Annotated in this window: 12 protein-coding genes; all 12 read right to left on the reverse strand. The window is 46.5% G+C overall.

Annotated features, from left to right (window positions below):
* Nucleotides 1-5: 5 nt before the first annotated feature.
* A complete protein-coding gene (locus AB4114_RS04795) occupies nt 6-872 on the reverse strand; it encodes a carbohydrate ABC transporter permease (RefSeq protein WP_441987388.1) in 867 nt (288 codons plus the stop codon).
* A gap of 22 nt (nt 873-894) precedes the next feature.
* Entirely contained in the window at nt 895-1845 is a 951-nt protein-coding gene (locus AB4114_RS04800) for an ABC transporter permease (protein ID WP_441987389.1), read from the reverse strand.
* A gap of 151 nt (nt 1846-1996) precedes the next feature.
* Nucleotides 1997-4324: a helix-turn-helix domain-containing protein gene (locus tag AB4114_RS04805; RefSeq protein WP_441987390.1), complete on the reverse strand. Its 2328-nt coding sequence runs from the start codon at nt 4322-4324 to the stop codon at nt 1997-1999.
* 229 nt (nt 4325-4553) lie between these two features.
* Nucleotides 4554-5321 carry a DeoR/GlpR family DNA-binding transcription regulator gene (locus AB4114_RS04810; protein ID WP_441987391.1) on the reverse strand — a complete coding sequence of 256 codons (768 nt, stop codon included), beginning with the start codon at nt 5319-5321 and terminating at the stop codon, nt 4554-4556.
* A 46-nt stretch (nt 5322-5367) separates the two neighbouring features.
* On the reverse strand, nt 5368-6342 hold the full coding sequence (locus tag AB4114_RS04815) for an aldose 1-epimerase family protein (protein WP_441987392.1): 975 nt from the start codon (nt 6340-6342) through the stop codon (nt 5368-5370).
* 58 nt (nt 6343-6400) lie between these two features.
* On the reverse strand, nt 6401-6949 hold the full coding sequence (locus AB4114_RS04820; protein ID WP_441987393.1) for a D-lyxose/D-mannose family sugar isomerase: 549 nt from the start codon (nt 6947-6949) through the stop codon (nt 6401-6403).
* Nucleotides 6946-8172 (reverse strand): carbohydrate kinase family protein, encoded by a 1227-nt coding sequence (locus AB4114_RS04825; protein ID WP_441987394.1) that lies wholly within the window; start codon nt 8170-8172, stop codon nt 6946-6948. The genes AB4114_RS04820 and AB4114_RS04825 overlap by 4 nt, the downstream gene beginning before the upstream one ends.
* A gap of 2 nt (nt 8173-8174) precedes the next feature.
* Nucleotides 8175-9332 (reverse strand): Gfo/Idh/MocA family protein, encoded by a 1158-nt coding sequence (locus AB4114_RS04830; protein WP_441987395.1) that lies wholly within the window; start codon nt 9330-9332, stop codon nt 8175-8177.
* A 30-nt stretch (nt 9333-9362) separates the two neighbouring features.
* The gene (locus tag AB4114_RS04835; RefSeq protein ID WP_441987396.1) at nt 9363-10196 is read right to left on the reverse strand and encodes a class I fructose-bisphosphate aldolase; all 834 of its coding nucleotides are present in this window, start codon (nt 10194-10196) and stop codon (nt 9363-9365) included.
* Nucleotides 10197-10433: 237 nt separating this feature from the next.
* Nucleotides 10434-12920, reverse strand: a complete 2487-nt coding sequence (locus AB4114_RS04840) for a glycoside hydrolase family 38 C-terminal domain-containing protein (protein WP_441987397.1) — start codon at nt 12918-12920, stop codon at nt 10434-10436.
* 51 nt (nt 12921-12971) lie between these two features.
* Complete coding sequence (locus AB4114_RS04845; RefSeq protein WP_441987398.1) at nt 12972-13133, reverse strand: hypothetical protein; 162 nt, start codon at nt 13131-13133, stop codon at nt 12972-12974.
* Between the two features lie 445 nt (nt 13134-13578).
* Entirely contained in the window at nt 13579-14046 is a 468-nt protein-coding gene (locus AB4114_RS04850; protein ID WP_441987399.1) for a YhcH/YjgK/YiaL family protein, read from the reverse strand.
* Nucleotides 14047-14058 lie beyond the last annotated feature (12 nt).

Below are 14058 nucleotides of genomic sequence, written 5' to 3' on the forward strand. Positions count from 1 at the left end.
AACCGTCATTCCTTAACCGCTCCAAGCGTAACCCCTTGCACGAAATACCTCTGAAAGAACGGGTATATGAGCATGACTGGAATGGTGGAAATCATGATCGTTGCCATCTTGATCGATTGACCGAGCAGAAACGGGCTGTCACCTCCAGATTGAAAGGCGGCCTCGTTATCAATGAGCATGGACCGCAAAAATAACTGGAGCGGCCATATTTCCTTATCCGTCACATACATGACCGCTGTGAAAAATTCGTTCCATTTCGATACCGCATAAAACAAGGATATGGTAGCGATGGCTGGCATTGACAGCGGGACGATAATTCGCAGCAATATACCGAAATCATTGCAGCCGTCGATGCGCGCAGACTCTTCCAAGCTTTCCGGAACGGATGAGAAGAAACTGCGCATGAGAATCAAATTATACGTCTGAATCGCTGCGGGAATCATCATTGCCCACATCGAATTGATGATTCCGAGCTGTTTGACTACCAGATAGTTCGGAATGATGCCCCCGCCGAACATCATCGTGAATACGATCGCGAACATGATGATACGTCCGCCTGGCAACTGCTTCTTGGAGAGTGCGTAAGCGGCCAATAGGGTCGCTATCATGCTAATCAATGTTCCGAGTACAGTAACGATCACACTCACTTTGTACGAAACCCACAACTGCTTCAAACCGAGAATATAGGTGTAGGCTTCGAATGTAATCGATTGTGGATAGAGATGAATGCTTGATGACAGACTTTCTTGAATGGGCGTGATCGAGACGATGAGCGAGTCCCAGAATGGGTACAGCGTCAACAGCGTGATCAACACCAGAAATATAACATTCGCTGCGTCGAATAGCTTTCCGCCGAAACTGCCGCGAACCATGCTGCATTCCTCCTTTGCCTTTTTAGTAAACACCTTGCTCACCCATCATACGGGCCAGCCGATTCGCGATAATAAGCAGCAAGAAGTTAATTGCCGATTTGAACAAGCCGACTGCTGCGGCCAGGCTAAACCGTCCTTCGGTCAACCCGATCCTGTACACATAGGTGTCGATAATATCGGATGTTTGATAGACACCAGGATGGTACAACACGAAAATCTGTTCGAAACCCGCCTCCATCAGATGGCCAATCCTCAAAATCAATAAAATGATGATCGTGCTGCGAATACACGGCAACGTAATATGCCAGATACGCCTCCACCGGTTGGCCCCATCCATTACCGCAGCCTCATACAACTGCGGATTGACTCCAGCGAGAGCAGCCATATAGATGATTGTGCTCCAACCGAACTCCTTCCAGATCATCGACCAGACGAGTGTGCTGCGGAAATAGCTTTCATCGGTCAGGAAGCCTACCGGCTCTCCGCCAAACGAGCGAATCGCGTTGTTGACGACACCGCTGTCGGTCGATAGCAGATTAATCAACAGCCCACCGAGGATGACCCAGGAAATGAAGTGAGGCAAGTAAATAACCGTTTGTACCGTGCGCTTGAATGCAATCTTGCGAACTTCATTCATTAATACCGCCACAAACAAAGGCAACGGAAAACCGAAAACAAGCCTGTATAAGCTGATGACGATTGTGTTCCAAAACACTTGCCAAAACTTGTCGAGCGCGAACAACGTTTCGAAGTGCTTAAACCCTACCCATGGACTCCCAATAATCCCTTTCGTAATACTGAATTGCTTAAACGCAATTAGAGCTCCATACATCGGGTAATAATGGAAGACACCGTAATAAACAATCGCAGGCAAAAGCATCAAATAAATATAGCGGTTGGATGCGATGCGTTTCCACAACAATCGTCTCCGTATATTGAGTTTCGGCCCCGACGTGGTCGATGGAACAGCCATGGACAAAATTCCCCCTTTCTTTATGCTTGTTATCTGTAGGTCATGTAAGCACTTTCAGCATAAAGTGGAGGGGGAGGTGTCCTCAAGATTCAATTGTTGATAACGGTTTCATAATGTCATTTTCGTTAGGTGTCAATTCATCGGATTAGATTCATTCGTTCGTATTTAGGCTCTCAAGACGGTCCAGTACGTCCCCATTCCGGTACTCTGTTGGCGTCAAACCTGTCATTTTTTTGAATGTGCGAATTAAATTTTGCTTTTGTCCGAACCCCGTCGCTTCGGCGATATCGTTAATATTACGGTCCGTCTCTTTCAATAGCCGGCATGCTTCACGGAAGCGCGTCTCTGTCAAATAATCGATAAACGTCGATCCCGTCATTTCCTTAAACAGCTTCGATAAATATTGGCTGTTCATGTATGCCATGTCGGCCAGCAGTTGAAGACCGAGAGGCTCTCGGTAGTGTTCACGAATATAAGCCGCCAATTTAGCGATCACTTCTGCGTTTTTATTGTCACGCCTATGCTCTATGTCGCCTGCGATAATAGTCAGGATACGGTCCAGCCAAACCGTGATTTCTTCTAAATTTTGAAGCTTAGCGAATTCATGGTGCCATCGGTTTACTTGCTCGACCGTTTCTTCTCCGGATATGGCAAGCTCTACCCGTACTGTCACGAGAGCGTTCAGCAAGTGGAGCAATATCATGTTTTTGTAGGAGAGGCCGAAATGGCCGTCATGTTCGAGCTGGTTGATGATGCTGTCCTTCGTTTCTTTCACTTTATCTAAATGGCCAGATTTCAGATCGCCGACAAGTTTGTCTACTTGCTGACGGTACGCGATAAACTGGTTCCGATTAGCACGGTTGACATCTAGATCGTGAATCGACAAGATGCTTCCAATCCCGGCAATCCTTTCGTGCAGAAGTGCTTCGGTTGCTTCGTTGTAGGAAAGTGGTATTTCCGTTATAAGCTCGTAATTACCGCCTATTCCGAATGTAACGGAGACGCCTTCGAGTTTCGAGGTCACCTCGTTCTTGATCCGGAAAGCGAGTTCCTTCGCCTTGTCGATTGCTGGGTTAGCCGAATCCCAATGTCCCGTGTTGAGAATGATGACATCGTGCTTATGAAACCTGCTGATGTAAGCTCCTTTACCATAGAGACCGATGGCATCCTCACAAATGGTGCGGATCTGGAAATGAATCAGGTTACGAACCTGCTCGTCAGGAGACCTGAGCATAGGACCATTCAAATGGACCCGCATGGCCATCACCAGAAAACCGTGCGGCTCTAGATTGAGGTGATAATAGTTCAATTGCCCAATCATTTCATCCTCGTCGGCTGTTTTGCCTGATAACAGATTTAGAAGTAAATGATCCTTCAAAATAAGCTCCTGTCCGCGAAACCTTGTCTTGAACTCCTCGTTCTCGTGATGCAGCCGATCGATCGACTCGCGGATAAATCCGAACTCATCCCCGTACTTCGCCTTCGGCAGCGGCTTCTCCATGTAAGAGATGAGAGCTTGCACCATGTTCCGGACCGGCTGGTAATGCCGTCTCGAGACGACTACCATCAGCAACACTCCCGCTGCCAAGCTGATTACTGAGATAAGCAGTGTAATCCGAATCACTTCGTTGGAACGTTTAAATAACTCTCCGTGCGGGTTCAACGTAATGTATATCCAGTTGGTAAACGACGAGCTCAGAAACGATACGAACATCTTTTTACCGCCGATTGTTTCCACGAAATATCCTTCTTTATGCTCGCTAATTCGCTTGATGTCTGCCTGCTTGAACTGTTCGAGCAGCATGCTTTTATCTTTGTAGGACAGCACTTCGCCGTTGCTATTGAGAACCGCGACATTGCCAAGCTTCCGGTTGTTCGTATTGACTACCGCATTGTAGAGCACGTCCTCCTTGAGATTAATCAGCAAGACGCCCTTCTTTTCTACGCTATTGAACGGTACAGTAATTAAAAAGCTAATGACGTTGTCCCGATCGCCACCTGTCGTCAACATGCTTGCCGCTAACCAGGCCGAGGTGTTCGGACCTTCTACAAAACGATCTAATACCGATCGATACGAAAAGTCAGCCATGTCGGTAATGCCCGAGCTCGATATTAGCTTCCGGTTGACGGAACTATATAAATATATGGAGTGTACGTAGTTGGACGAATTGATCCGTTCATCGAACAACGCTCCTGTATTTTTCAGAAACCGATATTCTTCTTCCAAATTCCACGGGAGCCAAACTGATTTTTGCACGTCACTGTTCAAAGCAAGCGTCGTAGCAATTTGTTGGACTTCGCCAAGCGACTGATCGACAATTTTGCTCGTTTGCAATAACAATTCATTATTGGCACCGATAACCTCCTCCTTCAACATAGCTGTCGTGTACCGGTATACGAGAGCTCCAACAAGACATGTAATCAGAACAACAGCAATTGTCAAATGAAACAACAATCGGATATAGATGGATCGTTTCACCGGATGCCCTCCCCCTATTTGGTAATTTCTTTATTTTACCGTGAGGGGTATCTTCCGTCCAGATAGAACCTTGAAATGCCTCCTCTGATACTATTATCCAATTAAAATAAGCCGGAACCCCAATTGCCCAAGGAGTCCTGGCCTTATTTCATTCTTATTCTAAACACTCTCCAACAACCGCCATCCCTAAAAACGTACAAACCGCTTCGCCAGCATCGCTATCTGATGATCATGCATCCGAACAAACAAGCAATTGAACTCCGCTTTCTTTTAAAGTCGCATGAAGTTCACCTTCTGGGTACTTGTCTGAAATAACTCGATGCACCGCACCTATCTCAGCAAATGAAAACAGATCCCGAACGCCATACTTCGTGTGATCCATTATTACGTTTATTTCAGACGCTTGTTCGATAACAAGCCTTTTGATTTCAGCCTCGTGCATATTAGAATTACTGAATCCATGCTTAGAGGTGAGACCCGTTGTTCCAATAAATACGCGGTCAAACGCCATTTTGGCAATTGCTACGGCAGCGACTGGGCCAACGAGTGTCGATGTTTTATCCAGCAGCATGCCTCCCACGACAATGGTCGGAATCTGCTTGCCTTGCAGCTCGGCTGCAATATTTAATGCATTGGTAACCACAGTGATCGGCATATTCGGTGTTAGATACTTGGCTACTTGAAGTGTCGTTGAACCTCCATCCAGAAAGATAGATTCCCCTTCATTAATGAGCTGTGCTGCGCGGAGGCCCATTTTCATTTTTTCTTCCATCATGACGCCTGTGCGATCTTGCAGGGCAATATCCTTGCCTATCAGGATAGCTCCTCCAAAAGTTCGTCTAAGCAGTCCCATGGTCTCAAGCTTTTCTATATCACGACGTATCGTCATTTCTGTGACATTAAACATTTCTTTCAATTCAGCAATTCGAATCTCACCATCGAGTGCCATCCGATCTAAGATTTGTTGCTGCCGACCATTTATTTGATTTGTTATCATGAAGAACCCCCGTCAATGTTTCTATTCACCTTATTATCCCAATCATTTAACTGAGGTTCAACCTGATTTCATATTTTACCGTTTCACCTGGCTCCAGATATACCAAAGTCCCTCGCTCACGCTCTTCTTTACGACCTCCTACATGACAATTAGCAGGCTCGATACCAAGCACATGTGTCCCACTACCAGGCATTTTCCATTGAACGAGATTAGGCAGCGTTTGCGAAGACCATTGAAGAGAGGCTTGAACCGTCCCTGTTCCCCCATTTAATGGAAAACAAGGATTGCTAATTCGCACCAATGGCTTATTGGCAGACTCATGATAATAAACACGTTCTTGATAAGCAGCATCAGGAGCCTGCCACTCACCATAGGCATGGATAGAAGTATCTTGATCACGCGGACTCACCTGATCACTATAAAATTGAATACGTGTCTCTTCCATCAGCAGCGGGAAACCAAAGTTAAAATGGTACATAATCATATGCGGACAGGGCTCAAAACCCATGTTACGAACTTCGTCTTTAATTAGTATTGTATTGTCACCAACACGACTGTTGATTTCTCTAGCTAATTGAAGTCTTCCACCGAAAATAGAGGTTTCGTTAATGGTTCCTGAAATACACAGATCCATCTCATCTTCCTGCCAAGTGCTTCGTGCACATACTTGTTCTGCTGGTGTATGATGATACCGTCCATGAAGTCCAAGACGCTCACCCTGATCCTCACAGCTAGCCCCTACTTGCATGAGCCCACATGTCATGAGTAACCCGCCAGATGCAGTCCGGAGCCATTGATTGCCTTCCGCCTCATAGTATGAAGGATGGGCATCCCCATTCGGTGATTGCCAGCTAATCGGCACACCATGATATTCCGCCAAGGAGATATCTAAACCTTTGGATGGGACCACGTTATAACTTAAGCCTGCACCTGTCCGCACCTGAATATACGCCACACCTGCTTCTTTGCCTTCAACGGCAACGAAGCGTTTGATTCCCGCTATTTGATCTATCTTGCCCACTCTCGCCTCCATGTCTCGACGCGACCATGCTTTTCCATATAGGTTCATAGGATTCTACCTACGCATCTTCATGAATAATCGGCATTCGTTGAATGCGCAGATCTGTAAAGATATCCAACTCATCCCGACTCGTACTTGAAAATTCGGAAATGATGGCCCCTTCAACGCCAGCTTGAAACCAATGTTTAATCCCAGGTTCAATGGTATATTGCTCGCCCGGATGGAGGACGATTTCATTCATGACAGTATAGGAATCCTCACTTCCTGAAGGTAAAATAGCCGCTATCTCTGGTGTAGGCTCCCCCTCCACATATAAATAGACGACCCCTGCACGGCAGCGAAAAGTTTCCATTTTACCAGGTTCGTTCGCGATTCTAGGATGAAGGTGCTCGGGACAAGTTTGTCGTGGAAAAAGAACTAAGTCTTTTGCACAATAACGGTCGGTATTGATATAAGTAATGAGCTCCAGCCCTTGTACCTCAAGCTGTCCCAGTCCAAAGTCTGCAACTTCAATTCGTGCAATCTCTTCCTGAGTTAAATGAATGCCTGATGATGTCAACATATGTTCAGCCAGCTGCTGAGCTTGCTTAATCTCACTTCGCTTCATTCGCTTCTCACGCTCTCTTTCGAAGACTTATGATAAGGTCCTATCCAGATCTGATCATCATGCAAATGCCAATTGACCAGCTTCAACTTCGTCGCCCGTTTCTTCCATCCTTTGTTCATTCGGTCTTGGACCGCTGTCCACTCGGGTATGCCACTGGTCGCATCCGCCTGTTCCACATTGCAAGCTCCTACGCCAACAGCGCTCTGCAGTGACTCCTTTAGAGATAGCCCCCTTGTCAGTCCAAATAGGAAACCTGCAATTGTGCAATCTCCTGCCCCTGTTGTACCTACAACATCGACTTCATAACAAGAGGAAATGTATTCGCAGTTTAGCCAATCATCGAATTGATTCTGCTGGGGTAAACTTAGCCCCATCCGTGCAAATTTCTTCTCATCTGAGGTTGTTCGTACATATAACCCATGCTCCCCCAGTTTAATGACTACAATCGCCACCCCCATTTGGATGAGCTCAGCGGATAGTTGAGCTAATAATACGCCATCAGCATAAGACAACAGGTCGCCATCTGGAGCCGTTTTTTCCATGAGGTCGTAACGCTCTCGGTCGAGCATATAAACAATTTCTTCGAAGCTTGGTAAAAAAACATCGACATAAGGAAGAGCTTGCGTCAGAATTTCTCGCCAATTCCCCCTTCCAGCAGTTGATTCTGGGTCAGGTTTGGCCATATCAAGAGAAACCGTCAAGCCACTCGCTTTGACTTTCTTCAATAAGGATACAAGCTCTGCCCCCTCATTCTCGAACATGTTCTTCATGAGAGGTGGATAACCAAAATGAAACAGCTTTGCTCCTTGCAATTGTTCCTGATTCAAATCAGAAGCCGCATACGTATCATTAGCTCCCGTCGAGTGCAGAAACATCCGATCCATATTCGGTGGACTAATGACGATGGAATAGGAACTATTAGCCTCCGGCGATACAATCATCCCCTCCACTAAGGAAGGATCCTGCTGCCTCAGCAGGGTAAGTATGGCTTCACCGAAGGGGTCCGCACCTATCTTCCCCATTAATTTCACCTTGCTTCCCAGTCGGTGAAGCGCAAGTCCGGTATTTGAAACTGCACCTCCCGTTGAAATGACGGCAGGCCCGATATTCACAAGCTTCCCAGGTGATAGCAGGGCAGCCAAGCTCGATTGTTTCTCATCAATCGTTGGAATAATATCCAAGCAAATATGCCCTGCCACGATGACTTCCGCTTTGCCGCTCACATTTATTCCTCCCAATGTAGCGCTATGGTTTGACCGGTTCGATTGGATTCTAACGCAGCTGTAAACACCTGATGACTGGCTGCGGCTTCTTCTGGCGTGGCGCAATAAAAAGGCTGCGCCATCTCTTTAGGGTGTGCTAATTCATCACAGAATGCAGCCCACATCTGCAAGATCGAATCCGAGAAGCCGAACTCAAAGATTGCTCCTGTAATGGTGCTGTACGCCGACTTATAAGGAGCATCTGTTTGATGCCAAGACTGTACCCCGCCAGGGTTGTAAGGCAATGAACTCACTTGCTTTGGGTTCTTGGTTGTAAATTCCGCAGAGAATTCCGTGCCCATGATTCGGATGAACCACGTATTAGCATGTCCTGGGGCAATACGCTTGGTCGATAGGACCATCGGAAATTGTTGCCCTCCCGTATCTACCTCACAGGCCAATATGGCATTATCCCACGTTTCGCATGGAACTATCTCCCCTTTGCCATCGGGACGTTCTGGTACAATTTTGGACAGCAAAGCTCTTACGGATTTCGGTTTCCAACCAAAACGCAGAGGCAAATGAAGAACGTGCATCCCCAGATCGCCCATACAACCATATTCGCCATTCGTAGCGATACGCCTTTTCCAATTGATTGGTTTCGTCGGATCTAAGTCACTTGAATGCCAGAATCCAGCCTCAACCTCAATGATCTTCCCGAATTTATTCTCTTCTACCCACTGAACCATTTGTTGAACGCCTGGGAAAAATGGGAATTCTGATGAGCAACGAACGATGACATGGGGATTGCGTGAAATAGCTTCCAATATCAAGGTATTGGCTGCCTGATCGATACCGAATGGCTTTTCACCTAGCAAATGTTTCCCTGCTTCAATGATATCGATATAGATTTGAGCATGCAGGTTGTGGGGAACCGCACAGTAAATCGCGTCAATATGGGGGTTCGCAAGCATCTCCCTATAATCCGTATAGGTAGCTTCCACACTTGATACGCTGTCCTTGAACCACTGTGTCGCTGCAGAGTTGGCATCACAAACCGCTATGATTCGGGGTTCACTATCGATCTCGGTAAGATGGCACCATCTTGCGGCGCTACTTGCAAATTCTTTGCCCATCAAGCCGCAGCCGATAACACCAAACCGAATAATTGTCCTAGTCAAAATGAGATGACCTCCTTCTGGTATGTTAAGTTATTTACGCAGTAACGCAAGCGCCTGGTCTTCCGAAGCCCCGTGATGAACAATGGACATTAAAGCTTTGGTCATGCCAGCAGGATTCGGATGCTGAATGACATTGCGGCCGTACACAATACCCGATGCGCCTTGCTTCATCAGCTCCACCGTGCGGCTCATGATCTCTTCATCGCTTGCTCGGCCTCCCCCGCGGACAAGGACAGGAACGCCAGAAGCAATCCCAATGACACGATGATACTCTTCTACATGCTCAGATGGGTCTGCTTTAATGACATCTGCCCCAAGTTCAACAGCTTGCCTAACAAGCGGCATTATTTTGTTGATATCGCCATCGACGATATAGCCGCCTTTTTCCTCGTTTGCAAGCATAACTAAAGGCTCCACCATCAGCGGCATGCCGAATTTTTCACATGCTGTTTTAAGATGTGATACATTTTTCACACATTGATAATGAAGCTGGGGCTGATTCGGCAATTGCAACAGGTTCACACATACAGCTACAGCATCCATCCGGACTGCTTGCTCAATCGCTTTGTCAATCAGTTCGCTGAAAAGAAACGCAGGAAGCACATTCCCATAAATATTGGCAACATCTGTACGAAGCACAAGTCCTGGTTTATGACTGCCTGGGATGGCTTGCAAATGCTTGGCTTGACCTATGCTAAGTTGAATACAGTTCGGACTCGCATGAACGATGGTTTCAACAGCTTCCTTCATATTTTCGATTCCGGTTAGAAACTGAGCCTCATTAAAGAAGCCATGATCGATAGCTACATCAAAGCATTTCCCCTGCTCACTAAACATGCGATTTAATCTTGGTTGAACGGACATGTCTCCCACCCTTTTCATTGTTTTAAAATAACATTTAAAAGTTAATTTATAACATAATAATATGTTATTTTATAACATACGTCTATCACTTTTTCTATTCTGCGATAAAAAAATACGAGCTCCTAGATCCAACTCTAGGGCTCGCATGGTTAACCTACACTTTTACAGATCCCATCATAATACCGTCAATAAAGTATCTTTGCATAAATGGATAGATCGCAATAATTGGAATCAACCTTAATAACCTTCCATTAATGACTCTTGCACAACTTCTCCTGTTTCTTTACGATACCGTAGCGTAACAATTTCGAAGCCATTCAACTTGATTTCCTTATGCAAATTATTTTCCGGGAAATACAATTTGGCCGTTTCACCTTTACCTGAGGATTCAAATAAGCGCAAAATATAACCATCTCCATTCTCAGCTCTCTTGAAGGCAGTCAATTGAACGCTTGAAGCTTCAAGCTGGAATGGGCATTGCGGCTGCGTGCCTTCGCCGGATGGGAAGAATGAAAGCGCATATGGCTTTTCATGATGGACCAGCGCTTCCGTCTCGATTACAGCGAAGCGATTCTCTGCTGCACCCGCGTTCAACCAAAACGAGAACTCACGTTCTCCTTGGTCCATGCGAGGGAGGAATCGATCCTGAGGTAAGATCGGTCGTTCCCCAATCGGGTGGGCACAATATCCTGCGCCGCGGAGCAAGGACAAGCGAATCTCACCCGCTTGATAATCGGAACCATAGACGGAATCGTTAATTAACGTCACAGCACTAGCGGTGTGATCATTCGCAGATTGTTCCTGCGCAGCTACCCAGCGTTGGGCAACAACCTCATCGCCATTCCTCTTTAATTCACTGATGCCGTAAGCCGTCTGCCCCACATACGCCGCTTCCTCCAATAAGGTAGGTACGGACCATTTCAACATTTTATCCTTCTCGTTCCAATACACACGCACATGAATTTCAACTTCCGTTCCTTGCTTTGGAAGCTTATAGGTTTGGCAGATGACGGAATCGCCATAGCTGAGCAACGCCTCGATGACGGTGCGAACCGGACCATCCTCGACCACACGAACAGAGGCTAACTCACCTTGCTTAACGCCGCTGAACGTTGTTCCGCTACGAGGGTTCATCAGCTCGAATTCCCCTTCTACACTGTCAAAACGATTCACGTCCATCCGCCATGGATCTTCATTATCAGTCACGACGATCGGCTTGCATGCAGATGGCTTCAAGTAAGAGACGCCATCCACTCGATACGAATCGATGAGACCTGTCGAACCGTTGATGATGACATCCAGTCGCTCAGAACGGAAAATCCAATTGCCGCCCTCTGGCAGAAGCGCAACCGCTGGACGCTCCGGAATCATTTCCAATCGACAATCAAATCGGTTCATGGTCATCGGCTCTAGTACTGCTTTGAACACGGTGCGTTTCCGCCAATCCAAGTTCAAGTTACTCAGCTCTTTCTCTGGCTGTGAAGGCACCTGCTGTCCGCCTCGGTAAACCACAGGGAGCGAGAATTCCTCGTTCCAGTTCTGATCTTCCAGCATAAATTCACATTCTACTGTCGTCTCGATTGGGAATGGATGCGGATTAAACACAAGAATCGGATATTCCTTGAGCTGTGCCTTCGGCTGCCCCTTCGCTAAAGCGAAGAAAGCTCTAGCTTTCATCCGTGCGACAATTTCCAATCCATGATCCAGCGTTCGAATAGAAGCTTCTTCCGCTGGCTGTACGGATGTACCGGGTAAGATGTCATGGAATTGTGCGGTCATCAGATCGCGTAAAGCTTCGTGCATCTCCTTATGCGGATAAGCAAGTAAACGATTTAGCACGGCTGCCGACAACATTTTTTCCGTCATAAATAATTCACTTTCCAGCTTGCGATGCTTCTGTTTAATACGGATCATCGATGTGTAGCACCCAACAAATCGGGGATTCAAATCGCCGTCAAAGTTAGGTAATTCAACCTTCGCAAGGAGTTCCTTAAAGTACGCTTCCGGCGTGGAATGCCGAATATCAAAGCCCGTATCCGCTTTCATCAACTCCGCAATGTGACCCAAATCTTCCCGAGAAGGGCCCCCGCCATGATTACCGACACCCCATAGAACAAGACCAACAGGTTGATCCCCTAGCTGCTCCATATGCTGCTTGATTTTCTCTACTGATTTACCCAGCAAGGTGTTGTAGCCATCTTTCACCTTATGGGCAGCTAGTTTGGAACCATTAAAGCCTTCCCAGATAAAATCCTGTCCTGGAAGCTCGGGAAATGAATCTGGACGCATGAACACATAAGAATCATAGCCAGCCTGCTGCATAATTTGAACGAGCCCTTTACTATGTCCAAAAGAATCGAAATTAATTGCCGTTGTGGGCCGTGCACCGAATTGCTCCTCGAAATACATCCTTCCGCTCAGCATCTGTCTAACGAACGATTCGCCAGAAGGCATGTTGCAATCCGGCTGCAAATACCAGCCACCCATGATATGCCATTTCCCCTGCTTAACGAGCCCCTGTATGCGAACAAACAGTTCAGGTTCATACTCTTCAATCCACAAATAAAGATGAGCCTCATTATGGTTAAATACGAAGCCGCCATACTCTTCGCAGAATTCAGCTGCTGCACGGAAGGTCGAAACCGCCGCTGCTGCCCCCTCTTCCCATTCCCATTGCCAAACGGGATCTAGATGCGCATTGCATAATAAGTGTAATGATTTCATCGCATATCCTCTCAGGATGGTGCTCCTGCTTCCATCGCCAGTTTATTTTTCTTATACATATCCATATAGTAAGTAAGCACTTGCGGTTGTTTTCGGAAGCTCCGTATGACGGGCTATATTTTCACCTGTAGGAGGCTCGTCATCTAGCATTGTACAACCGACAACGACCACGAACATGACCGCAAATCCTATTCCCTTCATCCATTGCTTCACTACGAAGGCAGGGCCTCCTTCCATGATCTCTCGATCATCTTATTGTATGTAGTCTAAAAAATAGAAACCAATCCCTCCTTGACGGATCGAATGAAAAGGTTCACATTCTCTCTATCTTAAGGGACTGGCTTACGAATTAATACTATAATCTAGGACTTTTCGTTAGATTTCAGGTACTTTCGTCAGCTGCCCCTGCGATCTGAATTTTAAAAGTTGTACTTTTAGGAGGAGACCGAGTTAAATGTAAGCACATTTTAATAATTAAATAAAAAAAGGCCTTACGATTTCTCGTAAGGCCCTGCTTTGCGCAATTTTTTTCTATTTCATTCTAATGCACCAGCCGCCCATCCCATATCGCTTACAGATATGGTCGATTTGAATCAAGCTCAAATCCTTCGCCTCTATTTTGCGGTGTTCACCGCCAAGGTTTAAAATGTCGCCAGTTTTAAAGCAAATCGCGGTGAATCTTAACAACGAGCTTGACTAAATGCACGCTCCCTGTCGGATGACAATTAGGTCGATGAATTTCGCCAGGCCAATAGACGGTGAAATCGCCTGGTAGAAGCCGGATACGTCCTTCGTTCTCAACATGTTCGAACAGGATGTAGTCGCTCTGCTCCAGTTTGTCTTCAACCGTTTGGTTCAGATCGGAGGTAGATGCGAAGCCTTGCCATTCTTCCCCTTCCAATACGAAATGGATGTCGGCATAACAGGCATGTGCCTCGGCAAGCTGTTCCTCAAACAGCTTTGTCATCGGTTTCTGCTTCATGACGTACATGTTCTTCCCTTCAAATTCAACCGTAGAACGCATATCGGCCGTGTTCATATTTATGACGTATTCGAGTGCACGACATACGGCCTCACCGTATTGAAATTGGTGATCCTGCCTATGTCGGATCGTATCGATAATCATCGCAGACTCCTC

Source organism: Paenibacillus sp. 2RAB27 (assembly GCF_052115445.1).
Lineage (GTDB): Bacteria > Bacillota > Bacilli > Paenibacillales > NBRC-103111 > Paenibacillus_E.

What these genes read in the sequence shown, in the direction of transcription:
- AB4114_RS04795 (WP_441987388.1), bottom strand. Translation starts at nt 872, where the DNA reads ATGGTTCGCGGCAGTTTCGGCGGAAAGCTATTCGACGCAGCGAATGTT.
- AB4114_RS04800 (WP_441987389.1), bottom strand. Translation starts at nt 1,845, where the DNA reads ATGGCTGTTCCATCGACCACGTCGGGGCCGAAACTCAATATACGGAGA.
- AB4114_RS04810 (WP_441987391.1), bottom strand. Translation starts at nt 5,321, where the DNA reads ATGATAACAAATCAAATAAATGGTCGGCAGCAACAAATCTTAGATCGG.
- AB4114_RS04820 (WP_441987393.1), bottom strand. Translation starts at nt 6,949, where the DNA reads ATGAAGCGAAGTGAGATTAAGCAAGCTCAGCAGCTGGCTGAACATATG.
- AB4114_RS04835 (WP_441987396.1), bottom strand. Translation starts at nt 10,196, where the DNA reads ATGTCCGTTCAACCAAGATTAAATCGCATGTTTAGTGAGCAGGGGAAA.
- AB4114_RS04840 (WP_441987397.1), bottom strand. Translation starts at nt 12,920, where the DNA reads ATGAAATCATTACACTTATTATGCAATGCGCATCTAGATCCCGTTTGG.
- AB4114_RS04850 (WP_441987399.1), bottom strand. Translation starts at nt 14,046, where the DNA reads ATGATTATCGATACGATCCGACATAGGCAGGATCACCAATTTCAATAC.